This window comes from Ignavibacteria bacterium (assembly GCA_017302895.1).
Lineage (GTDB): Bacteria > Bacteroidota > Ignavibacteria > Ignavibacteriales > Ignavibacteriaceae > UTCHB3.
The window spans coordinates 442591-468598 of the sequence record JAFLBV010000003.1 but is presented as its reverse complement, the minus strand read 5'-3'; the positions used below and the strand labels follow the sequence as shown (position 1 = coordinate 468598).

Below are 26008 nucleotides of genomic sequence, written 5' to 3'. Positions count from 1 at the left end.
TTCACGATAAATGATTATGATTAGAACATTCCATCGCCCGAAATAAAATCACCGTTTTACACCGGTATTTCATCTTTCCTTTGCTTCCCTTCCTTCATAAAAAGCACAACAAGACACAAAACCCCGGCAACAACTCCCGAAATCAAAAACGGGAATTTTGACCCGAAAGCATCCCAGAGAACTCCTGTGGTAACGGAGCCCGCCATAACTGCAAAACTCTGCAACATCGTCAGCAACCCTATCGCAGACCCCCTCGACTCATCAGGAACAAGATCAGAAACCCATGCTTTTACTATCCCCTCTGTGGTTGCGGCGTATATTCCGTAGAGAGTAAAAAGTCCAAAAATCACATAAATATTGGAAAGAAACGCAAATCCCAAATAAACCATCGCAAAGAGAAACAGTCCTGTTGCAAAAACCTGTCTCTTACCAAGTTTATCGGAAATTATTCCTGCGGGATATGAAAATGATGCATAGACCAGATTGTAGAAAATGTAACCAATTATAGCCAGCAGTTCTGAGTTTGACTCTTTTTGCGTTTTTAGAATAAGAAAAACATCACTGCTGTTTACAAAGGAAAAAAGAACAACAATTGCCAAAAGAAATTTGTATTGTGGGCCTGCATCCTTCAGAAAAGCAAGGTAGTTTGATTTTGGTTTCGATTTCCCCTCTATAAACCTGTCTTTAACCAGCAGCGTGGAAACAACAGCAAAGACCGACGGGATAAACGCCACCAAAAAGACAAGTGTGTAGTTTTCAGGATAAAAATAGAGGAGAATCAATGCAACAACAGGTCCCAATGCTGCCCCGAGAGTATCCATTCCGCGATGGAAACCAAAAACCGCTCCAGAATTTCCCTCTGAATGACTCGCAAGCAGTGCATCCCGGGGAGCGGTCCTTATTCCCTTCCCGATTCTGTCAGCAATTCGCGAACCAATCACAGTCCCGATACCGGGTATCAAGCCGGGAAGTGGTTTTGCAACTGCCGACAACGAATATCCTATGGTTACGAAGATTGATCTTTTCCGTAACCTGTCGGATAGCATCCCGAAGTATCCCTTAAGGAATCCTGCAATTACTTCAGCAACCCCCTCAATAACCCCAACTATCGCCATCGAAGCACCGAGAGTTGCCGTCAAAAAAATCGGTGTAACGGGATACAGCATCTCACTCGCAATATCAGTGAAAAGACTGACCATCCCAAGTATCACCACCTGACGCGATATTTTTTTTCTCATTATTTCTGTCTCTTCAAATTTTCAAACCTCATACTTTCAAACTTTCAAACTTCATACTTCAAACCTCAAACTTCGCAATTCAGCCCTCAGCCTTCAAATATTCAGCCTTAGCAATTCAGCCATCTCTGAATGTATTTTTTCGTATCAAATTTTCGTTTACATCCATTATAATTCATGTATCTGATCTTCCCATAGACAGGTCGTTCAGTCCATGCTCGGTCATGAATTCCACCGATAGACCATGCGATACCGGTATAGCCGTTCGGGTCTCTCCCGTCGAGAGAATATTTGTCGTTAAGATACACGGCGATTCTCATGGCTTCCTCGGGACTTTCGCTCCATTCGAGAATCTTTTTTGCCCAGTACATCCTCATGTAACCGTGCATTTTCCCTTTGGTTACCATCTCCATTTGAGCTGCATTCCACAAGTCTTCGTGTGTTTTCGCTTCCTCGAATTCTGTAAGCGAATAAACGAACTCCCTTTCATCATTCCGGTGAGTGTTCAGGGTGAGTTTCCCCCAGTCCTTAAATCCCTCGAATGAATCATATTTCGTGTTGTAGTAGCAAAAATTATCCGCCAGTTCCCTTCGCACAATCAATTCTTCAAGAAATGCGTCCTTCGCTTCGGTTTTCTTCACCCTCATAAAAGCCTCGTAGGCTGCCCTTTGAGGAGCGAGTTTGCCAAAATGAAAATACGGTGAGAGGTCTGACTGAAAATCTTCGGTTGGATCGTTTCTCTTGTCGTTGTAAAATTCAATCTTCCTGATCAGAAAGTTCTGTAATGCTTTCGTGGCTGATCCGGAACCGGGGTGAAAATATTCCGAATCCTTCACTTCCCTGTTGATCACAAGAGATGAATTCACAGCATCCCAATCGACTCTTTCGGGATAGCTTTCTTTCACAACGGGTTCTGAGAGTCCGGGAAAATCGGTCAGAAGTTCGGGAAGAAGTTTGTGAATTTTGGGTCTCAAGGTGTATGCACCAAACTCCTCCTTGTTGCTGACATGGAGTACGGGAACAACATTATGAGCATCCACCTCATAGAAAGGAATATTAATCTGTTTTGCAACATCCCTTTTCCAGATTCTTTTGATTTTCAGCGGGTCGAAATCGCAAATGAGAGCGGAAGCTTTGATTTCCTTCAAAAACTGCGGAAGTACAGTCCCGGGATCTCCAAGCAGTACTTTAAAAGGGATCATGTAGTTTCTGAGAGTTCGCTCCACTTCCACAAGTCCCTTGATCATAAAACCGTATTGTCTCTCAGTTGCCTCAAGAAAATTGGAAACAAGCGTAAAAACCACCATCAGGGGCATCTGCCGTCTGTTTGCCATCTGAAGTGCAAAAAGAAGAGCCCAGTTGTCATCCGCCCTTTGGTCACGGCTCATCCAGTAAACCACCACTCCGTTTCTGTTCGTCCCCTCCTGAAGAAGTCTAATCCTTCTCTCATCCACTACAATCTGTTTTTGCATTATAAGCTCCCGGAATAACCAAATTCCGCTGTCTTAAGATTTTTGACTAAATTTCGTTTTAATTTTCTGAAAAATTTCCCCAAAAATGCAACACTTTGAAGATAACTTTTGGCACTACCAAAATAACAAACTATTTTGTGAAAACATCCCTGTTGAAGAAATAATTTCTGCTGAAGACACTCCGGCTTACATTTACAGCAAAGCTTCGCTCGTCAAAAAATGCCGCGAGTTCGATGCAGCTTTCAAAAATGTACCCCATAAAGTCTTTTATGCTGTAAAATCAAACTCAAATATCAATGTAATCAGAATAATCTATAACGAGGGATTTGGTCTCGATGTAAACTCGGGCGGTGAATTCTACCGCGCACTAAAAGCCGGGGCTCACCCAAGCCGGATGATAATGACCGGAGTGGGGAAAACTCTCGACGAAATTCGCCTCGCAGTTGAGTCTGAAGTACTTATGATAAAGGCGGAATCAAAGCTTGAAGTGGAACTGATCAACGAAATCGCCGGTGAACTGGGTAAAAAAGCCTCGGTTGCATTGCGTGTAAATCCCGATATAGTTGTCCAGACACATCCAAACATCTCAACTGCTAAAAGCGGTGTAAAGTTTGGAATCGACCCGGGACCTGCAATGGATATCTTCCTGAATCATAAAAACTATCAGAACATCGAATTTACAGGAATTGATGTCCACCTTGGTTCACAGATTCTTTCGTTCGACCCATATTTCGAGACTCTGAAAAAACTGAAGTTATTCATGAATAAACTTGAAGATCGCGGTTTAAAATTAAAACACCTCGATCTCGGCGGAGGTTTCGGTTCACCCTATCATGGCGGTGATATATTCCACATTAAAGAGTTTGGAGAGCAGGTGGCTCCAATCCTTAACGATTTTGACTGTGAAATATTCTTCGAACCGGGAAGATTCATCACCTCAAACTGCGGTGCCCTCATCAGCAAAGTGCTCTACACAAAAGAGAGCGGAAATAAAAATATTCTCCTTCTCGACACTTCCATGACAGAAATTATCCGCCCGATTCTCTACCAGAGTTATCACGAAATTCTTCCGGTAGAACTTATTAACTCCCGTGAGCGTATAACATACGATGTTGTGGGACCGGTCTGCGAATCGAGTGATTACCTCGCAAAAGGACGCGAACTGCAAAAGGGTGAACCGGGTGATCTCGTCGCGATAATGTCTGCAGGTGCATACGCATCCGTAATGTCATCAAATTACAATGTCAGAAGAAAACCACCTGAAATAATTGTGGATGGAAGTGCCTGGCATATAACCCGCAGTCGTGAAACCTACGACCACCTCATCTATGATGAGAGGGTAATTGATGACTTGATCAAAATACCTTAAATCAGTTAATTGCGAACCAACAGTAGAAATTTAAACAACTCAAGAAGATTATGAAAAAAACACTCTTTGCCATCTCCATACTTACCCTTTTACTGACCTCTCAAGGTTGCCTCCTCGTCGAAAAAATGCGATATGAAATAACCATAAATAAAAATTCCGACACAACAGGCACCGCCACCCTTTTCGCAGATGGAATATATTCCGATGCCACGGGCAACAAGGAACTTGAACAGGACACCACAATCCTGTGGGATATCTACTTCCAGCGGGATGAGTTTTTAGGGTATATGGCAGAGACAGGAAAACGACTCGTCGGTGTAAACCTCGATGTAGTCAACAAAAAGCTCTCCGGAAGTGTACAGTTTTCATTTAATTCCATCCGAAATGTGGAAGCCATCCAGTTTGATGGTGAATACTACTATTACACCAACATCAGCAAAGATTCCATCGGTGTGACCAACGGTACCGTCATCAAAAAACCGGAATACACCCGCATCATCTGGCCCAAGGATGAGAAAAAACTCGAATTCGAACTCATCAGCAAAAAGCCCCAAAACAAGCGGGACCTCGTACCATTTTTTAAGAAAAAAGTCAAGTAGTTATGAATTATGAGTTATGAGTTATTAATTATATTTGATTTTAACTCATAACTAATAACTAATAACTCATAATTAGTATGCGTTTCCTCCAGGTCTCCTTTCCGCTTCCGGTTGATTCTCTTTTTACCTACTCGGTTCCGGTTACACTTTATGATGAAGTGGAGATCGGGAAGCGGGTGGTTGCCCCGTTTGGACAGAGAACACTTACGGGTTTTATTGTAGGGATGACCGATGAACCCCCTTTTGATGATCTGAGTAAAATTAAAAAGATTATTCGGGTACTCGACAAACACCCCGTTTTTGACGAAAAAAAGTTGAAATTTTATCAGTGGCTCTCATCTTTTTACATGAGCTCGCTCGGGGAAGCACTCAAACTTACCGACCCCTACGGCACATCCGTTCAGTCTGAAAAAATTGTCTATTCCGACCGTGAAACAATCGAAAAATTTATCGGCAACGAAAAAAGCACCTCATCCACACGATACAAAGTGATGGATCTGCTTCTGAAGAAGGAGAAATATACCCTTAAACAACTCCAAAATCTGACAGGAGTGAAGTCGATTATCACCCCCCTGAAGAAGATGGAGCAGGAGGGAATTCTCACTATCGATGACGGACTGAGCAAACCAAAGGTTAAAACCAAAACCGAACGGTATGTGAGACTTGCAAAATCGCTTGAAGAGATATATTCCGTAATCCCCGAAATCGAAAGACGCTCCCCAAAGCAAGTTACGGTGCTTCTGAAACTTGCATCTTTCAGAACAAAGGAAGCCCCCTCGGGAAAACTTCTGAAAGTGATATCAGGGTCTTCAAGTTCCATAAACGGACTTGTGGAAAAGGGTCTTGTGGAGGTTTATGACAAGGTGGTTGACAGAGTTTACCACGAAACCTACAACGAGGAATTGAAGCAGTTTGAACTCTCTCCGGACCAAAAAACGGTGATTTCAGCCGTCTCGGAGCATATTTCAAACAAAAGTTTTAAGCCCTTTCTGCTTCATGGAGTAACGGGAAGCGGCAAAACCCAGGTATATATTGAACTTATCAAACAGACGATTGCAAAGGGGGAAAGCTGCCTCCTGTTGGTCCCCGAAATCTCACTGACACCTCAAATGACCGCACGGCTTGTCCAAAATTTTGGTGAAAAAGTTGCAGTTATTCACAGCAGGGTCTCCCCGGGAGAGAGGCACGATGCATGGATGAGGATAGCATCGGGGAAATGTAAGGTTGTCACAGGCGCCCGTTCCGCTCTTTTTGCCCCGCTCAATGATATCGGTCTGATAATAGTCGATGAAGAACACGATTCCAGTTACAAACAGGAGGAAATACCCCCAAAATATCATGCCCGTGATGCCGCAGTGGTTCTCGCAAAACACAATGACTGTCCAATTTTGATGGGCTCTGCCACCCCTTCTATCGAATCGATGCACAATGCCCGTTCAGGTAAATACACTCTTCTCGAACTCCCCGAAAGAGTTGATGGAGCTACACTTCCCGACTTAAAACTTGTAAACACCACCGAAATGAAGAAAAAAGGAGAGATGGAGAATGTCTTCTCGAAGCTCCTTTTGAGTAAGATCGATGAGAAAATAAAAAAAGGGGAGGGGGTCATTCTCCTCCAAAACAGACGGGGTTTTGCCACTCAGGTTTACTGTGTCGAGTGTGGTAACCTTGAGAAGTGCGATAATTGTTCGGTCGGCATGATCTACCACATAAAAACCAACAACATAAAATGCCACTATTGTAATGCAGTAAAGCCAATGCCAAAAGCGTGCACGGTATGCGGCTCCAGAAATGTAAAACTTTTTGGGACGGGAACTGAACGGGTGGAGGATGAACTGCAGTCATACTTCCCTGATGCCCGGATTGAAAGGATTGACTCTGATACAATCTCAGAAAAAGGGAAACTTGGTGAAACTTTGAATAAATTCCGGGATGGTGAAATTGATGTGCTGGTCGGGACTCAGATGGTTTCGAAAGGACTGGATTTTCCCCGTGTTACCCTTGTCGGTGTGATTTCAGCAGAAGCTTCATTGTGGATGCCCGATTTCAGGGCGGAAGAGAGAACTTTTCAGATGCTTACTCAGGTGAGCGGCAGGGCAGGAAGAAGCAACCTCCCCGGTGAAGTGATTATCCAGACTTATGATTCGAATCATCCCCTCCTTAAGATGGTATTAAATGGAGATTATGAGGGATTCTTTACAAGGGATGTTCAAAGTCGCGAATTCAGGCTCTATCCCCCGTTTTCTAATCTCTGCCTCGCGGAGACTAAGGATAAAGACCCGATAAAAGCCAGTAATGCTCTTATCGACCTTTACAAAGAGATGTTTAATTACAACAGAAATGTCTCAATTCTTCCCCCCTCTGCTGCAGTCCTCTCAAAACTGAAAAACGAGTTCCGCTTCCAGATGCTAATTAAAACCTCGAAGAAAATCGACCCCTCCGCCTCTCTTCTCAGAGATACAATTACCCGCGGATATGAAGCATGGCGAAAATACTCAAAACACAAAGATATCAGAATAGTCTTTGATATGAATCCTTATTCCGTGGTTTAGGTGTCAGAATCCTTTTTGATCGTATAAGGAATTTTATCCCCGGGTTTCACCCCGACATCTCCCCTCTTAAATATCACCACCGCATGCTGAAATCCGTCACTTTTACTGGTTATGGCGAAAACCGAACATTTGTTAAAAAATTTTCCCGCCAGAAAAGCTACATACCAGTTTGGTCTGACATTATCAAGAATAAACCAGTCTGAATCTCCACTCGTATTTTTTCTTATTTCATCAACAAGATTGAGCTTGTTCATAACCCCTGTTCCAAGATCACCAACATAGGAATATCTTAAAGTAAACAAAACTGCCTTCGGTGTCTCCATTTTTCTTGGCATATCGTTGGGCAGGCTCAGCTCAACATCTTTAACCACTTCAAAGTAAATTTTTTCCTCAATATCCCCCTCAATTATCTCACTAAAATCGGGGTATATTATTTTCATCAAATCAGAAAAACGGTCAACAGGTACTATTTTAATGTTATTCGGACGGAAATATTTGTCAAATTCGTTCTGTTTGGGAATATAAAGAGTATCCACTTCAGGATATTCATTCATGATGGCTTTAATCTTTTCAGTCAGACCGGAAACCCTCTCGATCTTTCCAAACTCGTTTACTGCACCTGTAAAAGCAACATTTGGAGGGAGTGCTTTCTTAAAAATTATCGAAAGAAGTGCCATAGCCATTGGAAGTTCATGTGACCGTCCCTTTACCTTTATATTATCAACATAAACATCAAAAGCATCAAAGACTACCGGCTCACAGTTGAATAAGTGACTTTTGGCAACAAAGAACTTTTTTTCTTTGATGATTTCATTTATCAGATTTGAAATCATAGTGAGAGAAGGACTTACAGATTTCCTTTCAATCTGCGATGGGGATGATTCCTTTGGTGCAACCAGTTTCATCCGATAGGCGGCTCCTCCTGTCGTTTCGGAGAAGTAGGTTGAGAGGTATGTTTCACCAATTTGAAGTGATTCAATCGGACTGAACCGGCTGCAAACCTGAAGTTCAGACGAAACATCCTGGTCAGGATATACCATCTGCAGAAATCTTTTCTTTGTATCCTCTTTTAATCTGCGTCCACTGAACCCCGTTAAATATTCATCCCGGATTCGCAGGAAGAAATCCACCCTCTCTTCTTTGTCTTTTTGCTGGTACTCGGAGATCGCTACATCAAAGCCGTTGTTGTACTGTCGGAGTTGATTGATGAACCTGTTAATTTTACTCGACATTTGCACTCTTATTTGAAATTGACAGGTAATTCAAACAACTGACCGGCGAGTTTATAGGTTAGAACAAAACCATTTTTCATATTTTGAACTATATTTTCAGGAATCATATAATTTATCTGCCTGGAACTGAAATTTTCATCTTGAAAATCATGATAGCTCCCTTCGTCGCTCGTCATAGTTATTCGGACACCCGACAATTCTCTGCTGTCCTCCAGATTTAATGCTGTGAATACCAGTACAGGTTCCGAGCTTATGGTGGCGAGACTAATTGAAATATTGTCGTGACTTTTAAGAAGAATTTTCCTGTTTTTCGCTTTGGGATTGAAATCCAGTCTCTCGGGTACCATTGCCATCATCGTCATATACTCAGGTTCAGGAGCACGATAAACATCCTTCAGATAACCCAGAAAGTCCAATAATCTTTTTTCCACAGTATCAAGTACCGTAACCCTCTCCTCTTCTTGAACCAGATCTGCCACTTCAAAAACTTCTTTTGCAAAACTGAACAGTTCTTCCCTGAGGTTTTCGTTATATTCAAAGATTATGGGATCATAAGGATCGTTCGTGCCCTGGCGTGTGAAATTGGGAAGTGTCGCAAGCTCCCCTTTGTGATCGGTTTTGATAAGAAAATCTGTGATCTCTTTCTTAAGTTCGCCGTGATACAGGTCGAGTCTTTCCTGCATGATGTTTGTAACCTGAAACGGAAGAACCACAGATTCTGAATAATAAACGAAATCTTCAGGAAGTATGACATCTGTTTCGGTTGCCATGTGAATTTTGTGTGTCACCGGAACAACTCTAACATCTTTTCCTGTAATGGAAGTTTTGGGTGATGAAAGAACTACAAACCGGTATTCCTTGCCCGCAATTCCCCATATCTGTCCCGGTTTTATCTCGTCCGGTTTTTCATAAACCGCCGCGCGGGCTTTTTCCACCATCTTTTTGAATTGTTCAAAATCAGGCATTACATTTTTTTGATTGATCATCTTTTTCTCTTTTTTGTCCATATCAGACACTCCTTGCTTCACATTTCTGCAACAATAACACAATTTTCATCAATTAATTCCCTGTAAATATTTATGGTATTTTTCCTTCAGTCTTACAGTCAGTTCATCCTCCAACCGTGTAAGAATGGTTTCCCGGCTGTATTTTTCTAACAGAGCCGTCAGTTCATTCGTCCAGCGTTTGACGAGGATTCTCATAGCTTTGCTTGCCCGCTCGGATATGTAGTATTCAACATTTTTCTGAGTCATTTTCACAATTTCTCCGATTTCTTTACTGGTTTTGTCGCCCATCGATAAATAAAGGAGCTTTATAAAAACTTCTTCGCTCAACTTTTTATCAGAATTGGCTATCTGCGCAACTTCCGACATAACATTATCCATAAAATCTTTTATTTCCAGTTCCTCATCAGGTAAAATACCGGTATCCTTTGCTTCATAATCCGGTGTTTCAATCTCCGGATTTTCGTCTCCGTCAATTTTAACCTCTGTAACTTTTATGCCTTTTGAGTAATTGACCAACTGGTTAAGTAATAAATCTTTATCCACCGGCTGTCCAATGCTTTCCAACAGTTCGTATATAAATTCTGCATCAGGCACAGTATCGTCTTCTGAAAGGGCATCTATGTAACCATAAATTGCTTCTTCTCTCAACTCTGACGGATAAAATACTTTACTCACACTTACATCTATACGATTAGAGTAAATTCTGCCCTCGTTTTCCAAAGTTTGCAAAATTTTTACATATTTTTTTCTGGTGACAATACGGTTTGCATCGCTTTTATCCCCGTAAAGGGTCTTTAAGGCATTCGCTACAGCAGTCGTCAGGTAAGCTTCTGGATTTTCGGGAGCTTCCTTTTCGCCAAAAGTGGTTAATAGCGACGCGAGTAAACCCGACATCACAACCAAAACCTGCGGTTCGTCAAATTTAAAAAGTGTTTTCCTTGCTCTTGACTCAAAAAAACCTGTAAACCATTTATAAGCCCCCAACTCATCGGCAGGTGTCAGCGACCCATCCTGTTTAAGCAATCTGAAAAATCTTTCTGCTTCGTTCAAATTTTTATTCTTCCCCATTTTCTTATCCATCCAAATTGTTTATTTTATTTTGTAGTTCAGTTTTCTTTTGCTCCGAAATCTCGAATTTCTTTGCGACGAGTGTGTGGTACTTAAAGAATTGTCGATATTTGAGCAGGATATAGCATTTGCGCTCGATGCCGTCAGTGTCAGTATCAAGAAAAACAGTATCGGGTTGATTGCGTTTGAAACTCCCTGTACTGCAGGGGAACCAGCCTGTCAGGAACCGGTTGCTTTTGGTAGGTGGATTTCCGACGACACCGGGTCTGAATTCTTTGTAAGTGTTTTCAGATCTGTCGCCGTCAAAAATGACTTTGCTGTCGTGTACAAGATGCCCTGTACCGAACTGCTGAGATTCTATCTTTTGAATCTCTTCTTTGTTTGCATCAGGAGGATATCCGGGGTAATATCTATTGTTCTTCCTGAATTTCTCGAATCCGGGGTAATCGTCTTCCATTCCGCGAAACTTGCCGGATCTTTTTTTCCTGTCGTCTTTATTACTCATATTATGCCTGCCGGTAAAAAATTAAATAATTGTTTCCGCCCTCGGCGCTGCCAAAAAAGGCTAAAAACCGGTAGATAAAGTTATGAAATTTTGGGGAAAAACAGGTGAAATCTTTTATTTTTTCCTGATCGAGTGCATTACATTTCGAAGAGCAGTCATATTTCCGGCTATGATACCCCCAATGCTGTCAATTTCCTTTTTGTAGCCATAGACCGATTGCCCGCCAAATATGATTTTAATGCTCTTGGGGAGGAGAATCCCCATTTTTTGAATATCAGAGGAGAGGTAAGGATCGTCATCAGGATAGACAATACTCAGAGCCACAGCCTTCGCATTTACCCGAAGTGCCGCAGCGGCTATATCTTCTGCGGGCAGATTTGAACCCAGAAAAACTGTTTTCCATCCTTCAGACGAAGCTGCGAATGTAGTCATGTAAGCACCGAGATCGTGCAACTGGTTTGCGGGTGAACAGACCACCAGTACGGGGGCAGCAGAATGAATCGAGAATCCCGCCTGAATTCCCCTCAGAAATCTCTTAATCGTTTCAAGTGCAAGATGCTCATGTGCCGGTCTTAGCTTTCCGACCCGCCACAAATCCCCTGTCTTATGCATAAGAGGAGTGACCACCTTGTCGAACAATTCAAGCATTGTAAACTGAAGAGAAGATTTAATCAGCTCGGTTTCGAGCTTTTGGGAGTCGTATTCCTCGATCGCTTTCAGGCACCGTGTAATGATGTCTCCCTCACTTTTTGGTTCCACACCGGGGAGATGATGGTGAAGCTCCGGCTGTCCCAGCATATCCTTCAGACGCGATATCCCGAGGGAAGCCACATTTCCTATGGAGTACCCCTTTGAGGTGAGTAGCTTCAGCAATTTTAGCTTTTCTATCGCCTCCTCCGTATAAACCCGTCTGTTTGTACCTGTCCGTGATGGGGTAATGGCAGAGTACCTTTTTTCCCATGCTCTGATCAGATGGGACGATAGGCCTGTAAGTTTTGCGACGACATTTATCGGGAATTCTAAAGTTTCTTTCATCTCCTAAAATTAAGCATCTTTTCGCTAATAATCAAGACTCGTTTAGGGTTTGTAGATATTTTTTTTACATTTGGAACTCTTTTTATTGCCACAAATGTTAAACAAGTACTTACTCCAACAGTGTTAATTATAGAATCTCTCCCGATGCTCCGGCAGTAATGTAAAGATGGTTATACTGAGAACGAATTGCTGTGAATTGCTTGCGTGCCGGAGTATCAATAAAGATTTGTTGGCTCCGAAGTGATGTGTGAGATGTTAAAGAGGCTGATTTCCGAAAGGTTATCAGCCTCTTTTTTTGTTTAAAGCTGGGTGTATCTTCCCCGGGGCATTTTGAAGAGACTTCCCCCGGCAGCGAACGAAATAATGAAAACAATCACCATGATCACAAGTCCCACTATGATCGAAATTTTCATCCATTTGAAATAGTTTCCGAGGTTTTCGATGGCTCTGTATTCTTCAGCCTCATCCCTGTAGGTTGCATAATTCGAGAAATGGTTGCCCGCATCCTTCGCCTTCATCCCGGTAATAATTGTCAGCACTCCTGAAGGAATTCCGTAAAGCGACAGGCAATTAAGAACACCGATAATGATATTAAGAATTCCGACAAATTTGGCATCAGAGCCAAGTTTGGTGATAATGTTCTTCTCGTAATAGTTATTTTCCATGTTAGTGTACTCCTGACCTTGAAAAACTCGAAATCATAGCAGCGAACACAAATGCAAAGAAGAGAATTGCAACAATCGCAGCAACAATTCCGACAATAAACAACACCTTCAATATAAAAAAATGCTTCTGATAGTTTTCATAGGCATTCGTTTTGAGCACATTGTCGTTTGTCATCAAAAATTGCTCAATTTGTGCTCCGGCATCCTTCGCTCTGATCCCGGCAAACAAATATGGAAGACCAAACGGTATCCCGAAAAGTGTAAGACAAACCAGCCCGCCGACCACCATCATGAAAATTCCCACGAATTTCGAATCGGCTGCCAGTTTTGACATCATACTGTTCATTAGAAAATCATTCTGCATAACACAGTCCTGATCTGTTTTATAAATATGAAATTTAACCGGTGTGGGTTTTCGCTAATAATGCAAATCCACATTGGAATTTCCATATATTTTGCGAGAATAACAAGAGGATCGGGTATTTTTTTATCAGGGAAATTTTTATCCCGCAGGGGTTGAGTTTTCAGGGATTTATTTGTATCCGCTAAAAAAACAACCCCTTAACAGAAGGGAAAGGATAACTCTATCCGATAATATCTTTTCTGAGATATGGTCTCAGAGCTTCGGGAACATTGAGTTTTCCGTCGGGTCTGAGATTGTTTTCAAGAAGTGAAACCATCAATCTGCTGGTGGCAAGCCCTGATCCGTTCAATGTGTGAATGAATTCAAGCTTTTTATCTTCTGAGCGGCGGTATTTTATGTTTGCTCTGCGGGCTTGAAAATCTTCAAAGTTACTGCATGAAGAGGCTTCCAGCCATTTCTTTTCTGCAGGTGACCACACTTCTATGTCGTAGCATTTCGCTGCCGAGAAGCTCAAATCCCCCGTGCAAAGCATCAGAACTCTGTATGGGATATTCAAGGCTTTCAGAATATCCTCGGCATCATTCACAAGTTTTTCAAGTTCATCGTAAGAGCCTTCAGGTTTTGCGAACTTCACCATCTCAACTTTATTAAACTGATGAACTCTCAAAAATCCTTTGGTATCCTTGCCATACGAACCCGCTTCCCGTCTGAAACAGGGGGAATATCCGCAGTATTTTATCGGAAGTGAAGATTCATCAAGAACCTCGCTCCTGTAGATATTGGTGATCGGCACTTCGGCAGTCGGAATGAGATACATCCCGTCCCTTTCACAGGTGTACATATCCTCTTCCATTTTGGGAATCTGTCCCGTCCCCTTCATCGAATCACGATTCACAATAAAGGGTGTCATCACTTCCTGATATCCGTGATGCTCCAAGTGGAAATCGAGGAAAAAGTTGAAAAGTGCTCTTTCAAGAGTGGCACCGTCTCCCATGTAGAGGGGGAAACCGGAACCTGAAATCTTTGTTCCCCTCTCAAAATCGAGGATTTTCAGGTTTTTACCAATCTGAAGATGGTCGGGAACCACGGTCGGGTCATCCAGATTATATCCCTCAGGAAGCCATCTTCTGACTTCAACATTATCAGCGGCAGATTTTCCGACAGGAACTGATGAGTGTGGCAGGTTCGGAATATAAGCGAGTATGTTGTTCAGATCCGCTTCCACAACCGCGAGCTCTTCATTATATTTTTTTATATCCTCTCCCACACCCTTCATCTCTTCAATGAGGGCAGTGGCATCTTCCTTGGCTTTTTTAAGTTTTGCCACCTCATCGCTGACTCTGTTTCTCTTCGACTTCAGATCATCGGCGATGACGAGGATTTCTCTCCTCTTTTTGTCGAGTTCGAGTACTTCATCAATTCTGTTTTTTTCGTTTTTGTTTTCGATTCCCTGTCTTACAACATCGGGATTCTCTCTTATAAATTTTAAGTCTAACATTTTATGCCTGTTTTACTATTACATTCAAAATTTTGTTTTTAACAAAGATCACTTTAATGATCTCTTTTCCTTCAATGAACTTGCCTGTTTTGGGGTCATTTTTTGCCGCATCAAAAACAGATTCCTGATCTGAATCGACGGGCATGTCAACGGTTCCTCTCATCTTGCCCGAGACCTGAACAGCTATCGTGACAGAGTCAACCGTCAAAGCTTCGGGGTCGGGGGTGAACTGATCGGGTTCCTCAAAAAGCGACTTTTCCCGTCCCAAAATGCTTGCAATTTCCTCGGCAAGATGTGGTGCCAGTGGAGCCAGCATCGAAGCAACCCTCAAGAGAGTGTATGTCTGAATTCCGGGTCTGCAGGCTGCGAGATTCTTTCCGAGTTCATTGCTCAGTTCCATCATCGAGGCAATAGCCGTATTGAATTTCAGATGCTCCATCTCATGCTGATATTTCGCGAGTGTTTTGTTCACATATCTGTAAACCGATTTTTCTTCACCGCTCAGATCTGCAAGATCATATTTTTCTTCAGACTTATGCTTTGTAAACCAGCCTGCATAGGTCTGAGCCATGTCATAAAGTCTCTGTGCAAACCGTTCAGTACCGGTAATTCCTGAATCACTCCAGTCACCACCAAGTTCGTAGGGTCCCATAAACATCAGGTATAGACGGAAAACATCAGAACCGTATTTATCGATGTATGGCTCGGGATTTACGACATTCCCTTTCGATTTCGACATCTTGGCACCCTGATTGGTGATTGTCCCCTGATGCACAAGCCTCATGAACGGTTCGGGAGTTTTTACAAGACCGATATCCATCAAAAATTTGTGGACAAAACGGGCATACAGCAGATGCATCACCGAGTGTTCCCTGCCACCGATATACATGTCAACGGGTGACCATTTATCAGTAAGCGAAGTGTCGATCATCCCGTCTTTAAATTTCGGATTCAGATAACGGAGGTAGTACCAGGAGGAGTCCACAAATGTATCCATCGTGTCGGGATCTCTTTCAGCAGGACCGCCACACTTCGGACAGGTTGTGTTCATAAATCCAGCATGTCTCCTCAAGGGTGAATCACCCTGAAGTTTAAACTCGACATCGTAGGGAAGTGTAACGGGAAGCTGCTCTTCGGGAACAGGGACCTCACCGCATGTATTACAGTAAACCACGGGAATCGGCGTTCCCCAATATCTCTGACGGGAAATCAGCCAGTCCCTCAGTCTGTAATTAACCTTGGCACATCCGTTCCCTGTTTTTTCAAGTTCTTTTATAACCGCTTCCTTACCGGCAATTGAGTTTAATCCCGTGAATTTACCCGAATTAACCATCGTTCCTGCCTCGGTAAATGCTTCGGCAAGTTCATCCTCGAGATTGGTACCTTCCTGAAGAATCACTTTTCTGATTGAAAGGTTAAACTTCTTCGCAAATTCAAAATCTCTCTCATCATGTCCGGGAACAGCCATAACACAGCCTGTTCCATAGGTTACGAGGACATAATCACCGATCCAAACAGGCACCGATTCACCGTTGATCGGATTAACCGCATACGAACCCGTGAACACACCCGATTTCTCTTTTGTTGTCGATTGTCTGTCAATATCGGTCAGATATGCGGTTTGTTCAACATATTTTTCAACAGACGATTTGTATTCGGGCTTCGTGAGTTTTGCTACAAGCGGATGCTCGGGAGCCAGGGTTACATAGGTAACACCAAAAAGTGTGTCAGGTCGGGTAGTAAAAACTTTTATTACCTCTTCACTTCCTTCCACCTTAAATTCGACTTCGGCACCTACACTTCTGCCAATCCAGTTGCGCTGTTTGGTCTTTGTCTCCTCGGGCCAGTCAATCAGATCAAGATCTTCAAGCAGTCTGTCGGCATAGGCTGTGGTCTTAAAGAACCACTGTACAAGGTTTTTTTGAATAACGGGACTTCCGCATCTCTCACAGCTTCCATCCCCGAGTACCTGTTCATTAGCCAAAACTGTCTGGCACGAAGTACACCAGTTTACGGGTGATTTTTTGCGGTATGCGAGTCCTTTTTTGTAGAGCTGAAGAAAAAGCCACTGATTCCATTTGTAATATTCGGGATCACATGTCATCAATTCACTGTTTGAATCATACATGCAGCCGATTCTTTTGAGCTGGGCTCTGATATCTTCGATGTTTTTCAGGGTGCTGTCCAATGGATGAACACCCGTTTTTATTGCGTAGTTTTCGGCGGGAAGACCAAACGCATCGTAACCAAACGGTTCGTAAACATTATATCCCATCAATTTTCTGAATCGTGCCCATGTGTCAGCGGGACCATAATTGTACCAGTGACCACAGTGAAGTTTTGCCCCTGAAGGGTAAATAAACATTACCAGGGAGTAAAGCTTTTTGGCAGGATCATTAAGATCAGTCTTGTAAACCCCGTGCTCGTCCCAGTATTTTTGCCATTTCGGCTCGATTTCGCTTGCTTGATATTTCATACTTATAAAGTCTTAATATTTTAAATATTTCAAACTTTAAAAATAGGAATATTTGGGGAATTACTGTTTCAGACTGTCATTCCTTCACAATCATGAGGAGTGCGGCATCCCCTCCTGAAAGTTGCAATTTTACATAATCTGAACTGCCCGGTCTGTCCTGTAAAAAGCGGCCGGGTGTCGTGTTTTGTGAATCAGACAAGTTCAGAATTTTAAATCTTTTGAATGGAACACTCTCCACATCGATAAATACCTTTACTTCCCTGACCGCATGAGTAGTTGGATCACGGTCAGTATCATCACAAAATTTGTTCACAACATAGAGAAGTAAAGTGTCAGGTGAAAAAGTCCTTTCCTTGCCGCTCAGTCCGTTGGTATAACCAAACAGTCCTGCTTCAATATAAGGTATTGAGTCAGGAATATCTTTGTCAAGAAGTCTGCTGCTGATCGAACTGATCCATTTTCTTCCTCTATCGAGACGATATTTCCCGCCATTCTGATCTGATGTAAACCCGTTAAGCCAATTGCCACGCAAAATGTATTTTTCTATCGATTTGATTGTGGTTATGGTTTCTTTCACTGCCAAGTATCTGTCATTTCCTGTTTGTTCCGCATAGCCTCTTGAGAAACAGACTTCCTTGCTGTCATCATCGTATTTTCTCCCGGCATCGTCAAAGAGTCCGTAAGTTGCAAGCACTTCACTCCCTTCCACGAGAGGTTGTCTGAACATCGGGACCATTGTCGGTACCATATAATACATGAAACCTTTTGCTCCATAAGCTATTGCGAGATTACACATCGCCTTGACTTCCTCGGGTGTCGGTGCCCGGAGTTCACCGAATTTGGGTCTGTAGGAGTATTTTCCGTTACCTTCGTATCTTATGGTCTGAGATGCAGCCACTTGAATGGTGTGAAAAAGGGGGATGTCATCACCCGGGATTCCTGATGTGTAATTTTGGGATGCTTCGATTGCGGAAAGATAGCCCATGTGTTGCATCCTGTCGCGGTCGTGACCCGGATATTTAAGTACAGGTTCACCTTTGTAGCAGATCATCTCATCAAAAGCCCTCTGAAGTCTTGCCTGATCATCATATCCTTTTGGAATCTCCCTGATCAGGGGATAGAAATCATAAAGGAGATAATTTTTATAAAACTGTTCACCTTTGGACATTTCCCTGTCGAAAGCAAGATTCCAGTTCCAGGCACCACCTGTTGCACCATTAATGTCAAGTCTTTCCTTGTTCGTTCCCCTTCTCAACATTTTCTGATATTCCCCCCTGATCTTGGTCGTAAGCATGTATGGTTCATCATAATATGCCGATTCAAAAAGAGGATTATCCATGTATTTACCGGTTTTTGAATTGATCGCAGACTCAATCTCCGAGCGAAGTTTCCCGTTTGAATAGAACTCCCTGAAATCCTCATCACAAATGGCGATCCTGTCGATACTCACACCGATGTTGTTCTCGAAATACAGAGCGATCTCCATCTCCTTCCCCACCTGATTGAACGCGTCACTTCGTCGAAAAAGAGGATGAGTAACTTCGATCCAGTGGTAATAATCTCCCTTAAAATCCTTCACGGTTACAGGAATTTGAAAGACCACATCGGGCAGTAAAGAGTCTCTTAAAGTGGCAGAATCTTCAAAATTCAATTGCTTGCCGAAATGATCTTCGGGATTCATTTCATAAGTATATGGTTTAATTCTTATCCGGACAGTGAGCACGGGAGTGGAAGCGGGAAGGTTATTTTCGTCTGTTTTTGCCTTTATCCACATAAAGTGCTGCCTGTTTCGTGTAAACATCATCCGGTTAATAATCCCGTAAACCAGGTAATATCCGCCACCGGCTGACACTTCTCCTCTTCTGACTTTTATCTTTTTCCCGCCGGTGTCAAGGTCATCAGATGCCCTGCCCCCTGTTTTACCCGTGACCCACTTGGGAATCATATTGGGAGCAACATTCATCCACCAAACGCTGCTCGTGTCTCCCCCGGAAACTCCGAATCCATAATTATTCTCTTTTGTAAGTGAAGAGCCGGTAAACGACGACGATTCCCCGATCTCAAAGGCATTCTCAACCGTATCGAGTCCCTGAGCGAGGAGATATCTCCCGGGATTGTTTGTCCCCTCGACCGGCAGACTTTCTATTTCCGACCATTCGATGTGACGGTCGTAGATTTTCAGTCCCGGATTTATGAGGGTATCTGAAGTGTAATCATCAAGAAATGTAACACAATGCGTAATTCCGGCTGCTTTCATCATCTCGTATACGGGCTTAACCCTTTGCAATACATTGTTTTCTTTGTCACCCCACGCTTCAACACCAAATTTGGCATTTATATACTGGTCAAAAAAACTGATGTACGGGAAGTAGTCGATTCCCGGCCTGTTCTGTGCAAAGACTGAAAACGAGAGCAAGACTGACAGAATTAAGAATTTGGCGTTATTCATTTTATTAAACTTTTTGATTTTGTTGAGACCAACCAGGTCTTAATTAATACGACAGATACCTGCAAAAAAAAGCTGCCACCATTTCTGATGACAGCTTTAAATCCACAATTATTCGAATGTCAACTTATAATTTACAAGTCAAAACTCATAAATAACTATCTGTTCATGCAATCGCAGTGACCACATTCCATCGGAAGGTTGTCGGAGGTTTTGATGAATTCAGCGATTGAATCAACAACATATTCCATCATTTCCTTTGTAAGTTCAGGATAGATAGGAACAGCAAATGAATCGGTAGCTGCACAATTGGCAACGGGATAATCCGCATCCTTCGCACCGAGGTGAGCAAAACACTCCTGACGGTGGAACGGAACAGGATAATAAACTTCGTTTCCGATTCCTTTTTCGGTCAGGAAGGCTCTAAGAGCATTTCTTCTCTCGACACGGAGCACATACTGGTTGTAGATGTGGTAGTTAACCAAATCCGAACCTTCATAAACCGCTTTTGGAATGAGGACTTTGTTTTTGTCGTCAAATTTGATTCTGCCTGCTTCCTCTGCAAGACCGGCTTCAATAAGAAGTTTTGTGTAATAAGCGGCGTTTTCGCGTCTTTTTGCCGACCAGTCGTTCAGATGTGGAAGTTTAACAGAAAGAACTGCTGCCTGAATGGAATCCAAACGGAAGTTTCCGCCTATCACTTTGTGGTAATATTTTGGTTTCCCGCCATGGACTCTCATGATTCTGATCATATCAATCAGATCATCATCGTTGGTAACTACAAGTCCGCCGTCGCCAAAACAACCGAGGTTTTTGCTCGGGAAAAATGAGAAACAGCCGATATCGCCGATATTTCCAACCTGTCTTCCGTCTTTATACTGAACGGAAATTGCCTGGGCACCATCTTCGATAACACGGAGACCGTGTTTTTTGGCAATTGCCATAATCGGCTCCATATCCGCTGACTGACCATAAAGGTGAACAGGGATGATGGCTTTTGTTTTGGAAGTGATTTTTGCTTCAATCTGTGAGGGATCGATGTTGAATGTTACAGGATCGGAATCAACAAACACAGGAACTGCATTCAGTCTGGCTACAACTCCTGCGGTTGCAAAGAAAGAGTATGTAGGCATGATAACTTCATCATCTTTGCCAACACCAATCGCCATAAGGGCAAGCAGAAGTGCATCTGTTCCCGATGAAACACCCACGGCATATTTACAGCCGAGGAACTGAGTCATCTCTTCTTCAAGTTTTTTTACTGCGGGACCCATAATATATGCGGTCGATTCGGCAACACCAATAAGAGCAGCATCCAACTCATCTTTCATTGAGAGGTACTGCGATTTAAGATCTAACAATGGTACTTTCATTATTCTACTTCTTTCACTCTGTCGTTTTCAAATTTATATTTTTTACCCGATTTTTCGCAGAAAGCCTCGCCGTTTTCATCAAATTTGAGGCGGACTCCCGCTTCGCTCATCCATCCGATAATTCTTGCCGGATTACCAACAACCAGCGCGAAATCAGGAACATCTTTCGTTACAACACTTCCCGCACCTACAAAAGCAAATCTGCCGATGGTATGTCCGCAAACTATTGTGGAATTGGCGCCAAGTGAAGCACCTTCTTTTACAAGGGTCTTAATGTAATATGCTGCTCCAACCTGCGGGTATTTGCTTCGTGGATCGAGGATATTTGTAAATACCATTGAGGGACCACAGAAAACATAGTCTTCAAGCGTAACACCTTCATAGACTGATACATTATTCTGGATTTTTACATAATTACCGATGGTCACATTGTTTCCGATATTCACATTCTGTCCGCAGATAACTTTTTTTCCAAGTTTTGAGCCGGACTGTACATGAGCGAAATGCCAGATCTTTGTGCCTTCGCCAATTTCAACGCCATCGTCAACCACGGCGTGTTTATCTACATAGTAGTTTTTTTCTTCACTCATTCTGATAACCTTTCTTGAGCTTGTTCAAGAATTTTTAATACTTCAAGTGCATGGACTCCATCCGAGAAAGGGGTTTTGCCTGTTAGCACACACTCGTAGAAATGTTTCTGTTCTTCCGCAAGGGGCGGCTTGTTTTCATATTGGACAACTTCAAAAGACTGATCAAATGCCTCCAGTTGTCCGTTTACTTTTTTAAATCCTTTTTTATAGAATTTCAATTTATTGTCAGGAAGGCTGTCCTCAAAGACAAACATCCCTTCACTTCCGATAACAACCAGTCTCTGCTCCTTAAACGGGTGGAGCCAGCTCACGAAAATGTGTGCCGAAATGTTTTCAGGATAATTTAAAAATGTAACCGTGGAATCTTCGATGTTGGGTTGGATAACTGCTGAACCCTGTGCATGTACATTTATCGGATTTGCCCCGACTATAAACTGAATTATTGCGATATCATGCGGTGCAAAACTCCAAAGAGCATTCTCTTCCGAGCGAATCTTTCCAAGATTAAGACGGTTGCTGTAAATGTACTGAAGCTCTCCAAGTTCCTTGCCTACAGCATTTTTAATGTGCTTTACGGCTTCGTGATAAAGCAAAACATGCCCGACCATCAGCCTGAGATTGTTTTTCTCGGCTATATGTACAAGGTTTTCTGCTTCTTTTGAATAAAGGGTGATTGGCTTTTCCACAAGGACATGCTTTCCTGCTTCGAGGAGGCCCTTGGCAACAAAATAGTGGGTTTGTGCAGGTGTGGCTACTATTGCAGTAGTAATTGTTTCATCGTTAAGTATCTCTTCGAGTGTATCCACCACTCTGATTTTGTCAGAGATTGCTGATACTGTTGCGCGGGTTTTAAGACCCGGATCATATACTGTAATATTCTCATGGGGGAGTAAAGACGCTGCTGTTTTTAGATGATTTTTACCCCAGTTACCTACCCCTAATACGGCAAGTTTTATTTGACTGTAATCCATTTTTTAATCCGGTTTATATAGTTGGAATTCGTGTCGCAAAATTATTACAATTCAGCTTTCAAATTTACTGCCAATTTAGCTAACATCATATATTTCTGTCAATTTTTTTTACCGCAAAGGACGCAAAGGGAGTTAAGTCAGTTATAAGTTATGAATTATGAGTTTTCTCTGTCAAGATTTGGATAAAAACCGCCGAGGACGCAAAGAACGCAAAGGAGTAATCAAACATCCGTGAAATCGGTGGAAAATCCGTGGCATCCGTGGAACCTTTCTCTTTACATTCCATGACTCTTATTCGACATACTAATAACTCATAACTAATAACTCATAACTAAAACTTATTTATTTAAAATCATCTTACGGGTTTCTCTGAAGTTGTTCACTGTCATCGTATAAAAATAAACTCCGCTCCCAAGTTTACCCGCATCGAACTTGACTTCATAGGTACCCGCAGGTTTGAATTCATCAACAAGGGTTGTAACAACTCTTCCCAACACATCATACACCGTAATGTTCACCTTGCCGGCATCCTTAACCGAGTATTGAAGATTGGTCGAAGGATTGAACGGATTCGGGTAATTCTGTCCCAGCAGATAGTTTTCAGGAGAAAGCGAACTGAGATTTATCTCTTTTACACTCGTAAGGGTGTAATCAAACTGATAAAGTTCTGCACCTTCAACATTTCCATTACCGTTACCGGCAGGAACCTGATTTTGAAGTGTACCTGCGTCCTGAGTTCCGTATTGAAGTACTGCTATGTAAAGTTTTGCGGGTGTATATCCAAACTCCGCCTGAACATTTACAAGACCTTCAAGTGTCTGTCCCGTGGCTTTACCGGGATTTGATGAAGCATCAAACCATGCGGTGTAGTTGTTTGTACTTTCGTTAGCAAGGAAAAGCGACCATCCGGGGACGGTTCCACCCTTTGCCCACATCGCAGGAACGGGATTTCTGAGTGAATCCGTTATCAGGATGAACACATCTTTGCCTTGTGTCGGAGCTGCCTGGGTCGCAACATACAGGTTACCATTGTTCCAGCCGAGGTAGAGATTTGCTCCATTGTTCGAACCAACGCTGACAGCCTGCTGATCGAGTGTGCCATCCATTACAAAGTTGCTGCCGCCACTTCCTCCACCGAAATTGATCTTGAAATCCTGACCGTTGTTGTTGTTCCAGGTATTGTCGTTGTAATGAATTACAAATGCAACTCCGTCAACTGTCTGTGCGGAATTGTTGAATGGTCCGATTTTTATTGTGAGCAAACTGTCACTCGAAGGACCTGCCATGACAGTCTCGACTGCAGGACCTGATCCGCCAAAAAGTGTGGTTCCTGCAGGCCAGTAAGCCTGATTAGGAGTTGTCCAGTTCGAACCCTGAGGATTAACACCCCAGTGCAATTTTGCTCCCTGAACCGCTTTGGTAATGGTCACTGTGATGGTATCGTTTTTGGTTGGAGCGGAAGGCAACCAGGTTACAGTGCTCACGCCAGTTCCACCGCCGCCTCCGGGAGTGTACGCACCCACCCACACATGCTGGATGGCTGTGCTTTTTACATTATTGTTGCTGTCGATTGCTTCCACATAATAATCGACCAGCTTGTTTGATAATCCGGTTATTGTTGCGGAATATTCCTTTGCTTTCACGACAGGTTGAGGATTTGTCAGAGATATTTTTGTGGTTCCCGGCATATCCAAAACAGTCCAGGTTCCCACCTCAGGACCGCCCGCATAAGTTTCGTTATCTGTGCTCGAAAGTGAGTTTACACCATCAAGATCCTGGCGATAGTAGAGTTTAACCGACTTCAAGCCTTTCACATCATAAGCATAAGTCCATACTTTAAAATCTGACGGCTGTTGCTGATTCCACTCTGTTGCACCGGGATTATAAGGTTCTCTCTGTGGAATAAACACCGTTGGTGGAGTATTATCCGGGGCGCCGGCAATGACAGTATTCGCATAATTTACTGCCTGATTTGCTCCGCGGGTAGGGTTCGAATCCCAAATACCTCCCAAAGAACCGTCCCAGTACCAGTAATCTGATGCCTCACTAACGAGAAGGTATTTCCAGGCGTTAAGGGTATTGGTAGCATTTGGATTCACATTATCTGCCATTGCAACATGATTTTGAGCGGCGGTGAGAACTCCCCAACTGTTTATGTCAGGGCTGTAACCGTCTGTTCCGGGATCACCAAGCCATTTTTTGAATTCGGGATCACCATTGTCCGCTCCTGACCAGCTACCCGATTCGACATGAATTGGTGCATTCTGATCGGGCGGGAACATCTCAAGATAGTCTTCGATTGTGGTACAAACGAATCTGGAAGGATTTGCCTGCAGCCAGTTTACAAAATTCTGGAAATTGGAGCCATAATATGAATCGGTGCCACCACCGTAGTTGTCACCGTCGTGGTGAAGGACAATCAAAATCGGTTTTGTGGGGTCAGTATTGTACTGTTCAAACTGGCTCATGACCGACTCGTAATTCAATGCACCAAATCCACCTCTACCGTCTTCATTTCCGAGATAACGGGATGCAGGCACGGCGATAATTCTTGATTTTTGTCCTGTTGCGGGATCAACATATTCCACGAAGTGCGGCCTGTGTCCCCATGCTGCAGATACTTTTGTGGGCGCCCAGATATTCTGAAGTGCCAGCCAGTCATTCGGGTTGGAGTTCAAAACATCAGCTTTGTTTGGCTCATAGATGTTTCCGCCGGTATTGAAAGGATACCCCTGAGCGGTGCGGTCGAAGTGGACATTATCAACCAGAACCCACTCTAACCCTTCATCTGCCAGAGCAGGAATCATCCTGTTCACAAAAGCATTCTCAGGAGGGAAAATACCTTTGGAGTAACCCCCCGGGAAGTTTTGCGAAAAAATCGTTTTGTGCCATTGCAGTTGTTTTCTGATGTCTTTATAGTCAATCAGGCCCATCAATGGATGAAAATAGCCAAAACCCACCATGTCCAACCTTGGATTACCAAGTGAAGTAGTTTGGTTCTTTATAAAATTCCAGCTCGATTTCCAATTAAAAAAATTTCCGTTACCGTTTGCTTCAAGAGCGTTCAGATTTTCAATGAGTGATCCCGAAAAACTGACCTGTGCACCAAAATGAGGCATGTTGGCAGCAATTCCCTTTTGAACTGCGTTTTTAGGCCAGGAAGTGTATGGTCCGATTCTCTGGTTGTGAATGTCAGTAACCGAGAATGGATAGCGACCATTCGCATCGGTTTGGACAACACTTTCATAAGGCCAGTAAATCGGCTGATGCATGTGCCAAAGGAATGCGATATAGATCGGTGGATTTACCTGGGGCTTATTATTTTCCTGCTGTGCATGTGTAACTCTTCCTGCAAATAGAATCAAAACAAAAAATAACCATAAAAAACTGTTGCAGCTCGTTTTTCGCATAATCATATACCTGTGACTCGTTAAAGACCGCATATAAAAGAAGTTAAATTTACCTTCCTCATTGCCTGTCAGGTGGATATTGGATTTTTTATTAAAATATTGACCCTAAAAATACAAAAAAATGAGAAAAACGGCTGTGAT

General features: G+C 42.9%; 19 protein-coding genes. 3 read left to right on the top strand and 16 right to left on the bottom strand.

Annotation, left to right across the window (positions count from 1 at the left end; translation table 11 throughout):
- Nucleotides 1-56: 56 nt before the first annotated feature.
- Nucleotides 57-1238: an MFS transporter gene (locus J0L60_14185; protein MBN8547278.1), complete on the bottom strand. Its 1182-nt coding sequence runs from the start codon at nucleotides 1236-1238 to the stop codon at nucleotides 57-59.
- 107 nt (nucleotides 1239-1345) lie between these two features.
- Nucleotides 1346-2707, bottom strand: a complete 1362-nt coding sequence (locus tag J0L60_14180) for a deoxyribodipyrimidine photo-lyase (GenBank protein MBN8547277.1) — start codon at nucleotides 2705-2707, stop codon at nucleotides 1346-1348.
- Between the two features lie 85 nt (nucleotides 2708-2792).
- On the opposite strand from J0L60_14180, the gene lysA reads away from it, so the two are divergent.
- The 3 genes from lysA (at nucleotide 2793) to priA (ending at nucleotide 7227) form a co-directional block, all read left to right on the top strand.
- The gene (gene lysA, locus J0L60_14175; GenBank protein ID MBN8547276.1) at nucleotides 2793-4076 is read left to right on the top strand and encodes a diaminopimelate decarboxylase; all 1284 of its coding nucleotides are present in this window, start codon (nucleotides 2793-2795) and stop codon (nucleotides 4074-4076) included.
- A 50-nt stretch (nucleotides 4077-4126) separates the two neighbouring features.
- Nucleotides 4127-4675 carry a hypothetical protein gene (locus J0L60_14170; protein ID MBN8547275.1) on the top strand — a complete coding sequence of 183 codons (549 nt, stop codon included), beginning with the start codon at nucleotides 4127-4129 and terminating at the stop codon, nucleotides 4673-4675.
- A gap of 77 nt (nucleotides 4676-4752) precedes the next feature.
- Nucleotides 4753-7227: a primosomal protein N' gene (gene priA, locus J0L60_14165; protein ID MBN8547274.1), complete on the top strand. Its 2475-nt coding sequence runs from the start codon at nucleotides 4753-4755 to the stop codon at nucleotides 7225-7227.
- On the opposite strand, the gene J0L60_14160 is transcribed toward priA, so the two are convergent.
- From J0L60_14160 to J0L60_14095, 14 genes are all read right to left on the bottom strand, one after another.
- Nucleotides 7224-8459: a hypothetical protein gene (locus J0L60_14160; protein ID MBN8547273.1), complete on the bottom strand. Its 1236-nt coding sequence runs from the start codon at nucleotides 8457-8459 to the stop codon at nucleotides 7224-7226. The two genes, priA and J0L60_14160, sit on opposite strands and share 4 nt — an antisense overlap.
- Nucleotides 8460-8467: 8 nt before the next feature.
- Nucleotides 8468-9466: a hypothetical protein gene (locus tag J0L60_14155; GenBank protein MBN8547272.1), complete on the bottom strand. Its 999-nt coding sequence runs from the start codon at nucleotides 9464-9466 to the stop codon at nucleotides 8468-8470.
- Nucleotides 9467-9514: 48 nt separating this feature from the next.
- A complete protein-coding gene (locus J0L60_14150) occupies nucleotides 9515-10534 on the bottom strand; it encodes a hypothetical protein (GenBank protein MBN8547271.1) in 1020 nt (339 codons plus the stop codon).
- A 4-nt stretch (nucleotides 10535-10538) separates the two neighbouring features.
- Nucleotides 10539-11039, bottom strand: coding sequence for a hypothetical protein (locus tag J0L60_14145; GenBank protein MBN8547270.1), 501 nt, complete (start codon nucleotides 11037-11039; stop codon nucleotides 10539-10541).
- Between the two features lie 114 nt (nucleotides 11040-11153).
- Entirely contained in the window at nucleotides 11154-12074 is a 921-nt protein-coding gene (locus tag J0L60_14140) for a MerR family transcriptional regulator (protein MBN8547269.1), read from the bottom strand.
- 299 nt (nucleotides 12075-12373) lie between these two features.
- Entirely contained in the window at nucleotides 12374-12739 is a 366-nt protein-coding gene (locus tag J0L60_14135; protein MBN8547268.1) for a hypothetical protein, read from the bottom strand.
- Between the two features lies 1 nt (nucleotide 12740).
- Nucleotides 12741-13103: a hypothetical protein gene (locus J0L60_14130; GenBank protein ID MBN8547267.1), complete on the bottom strand. Its 363-nt coding sequence runs from the start codon at nucleotides 13101-13103 to the stop codon at nucleotides 12741-12743.
- Nucleotides 13104-13323: 220 nt separating this feature from the next.
- Nucleotides 13324-14601 (bottom strand): serine--tRNA ligase, encoded by a 1278-nt coding sequence (gene serS / locus J0L60_14125; protein ID MBN8547266.1) that lies wholly within the window; start codon nucleotides 14599-14601, stop codon nucleotides 13324-13326.
- A 1-nt stretch (nucleotide 14602) separates the two neighbouring features.
- Nucleotides 14603-17077: a leucine--tRNA ligase gene (locus tag J0L60_14120; GenBank protein ID MBN8547265.1), complete on the bottom strand. Its 2475-nt coding sequence runs from the start codon at nucleotides 17075-17077 to the stop codon at nucleotides 14603-14605.
- Nucleotides 17078-17153: 76 nt separating this feature from the next.
- A complete protein-coding gene (locus J0L60_14115) occupies nucleotides 17154-19526 on the bottom strand; it encodes a hypothetical protein (GenBank protein ID MBN8547264.1) in 2373 nt (790 codons plus the stop codon).
- 155 nt (nucleotides 19527-19681) lie between these two features.
- The gene (locus J0L60_14110; GenBank protein MBN8547263.1) at nucleotides 19682-20896 is read right to left on the bottom strand and encodes a DegT/DnrJ/EryC1/StrS family aminotransferase; all 1215 of its coding nucleotides are present in this window, start codon (nucleotides 20894-20896) and stop codon (nucleotides 19682-19684) included.
- Nucleotides 20896-21486 (bottom strand): N-acetyltransferase, encoded by a 591-nt coding sequence (locus tag J0L60_14105; GenBank protein MBN8547262.1) that lies wholly within the window; start codon nucleotides 21484-21486, stop codon nucleotides 20896-20898. Before J0L60_14105 ends, J0L60_14110 begins: the two co-directional genes overlap by 1 nt.
- Entirely contained in the window at nucleotides 21483-22457 is a 975-nt protein-coding gene (locus J0L60_14100) for a Gfo/Idh/MocA family oxidoreductase (GenBank protein MBN8547261.1), read from the bottom strand. Before J0L60_14100 ends, J0L60_14105 begins: the two co-directional genes overlap by 4 nt.
- Before the next feature lie 338 nt (nucleotides 22458-22795).
- Nucleotides 22796-25867, bottom strand: a complete 3072-nt coding sequence (locus tag J0L60_14095) for a T9SS type A sorting domain-containing protein (protein ID MBN8547260.1) — start codon at nucleotides 25865-25867, stop codon at nucleotides 22796-22798.
- Nucleotides 25868-26008 lie beyond the last annotated feature (141 nt).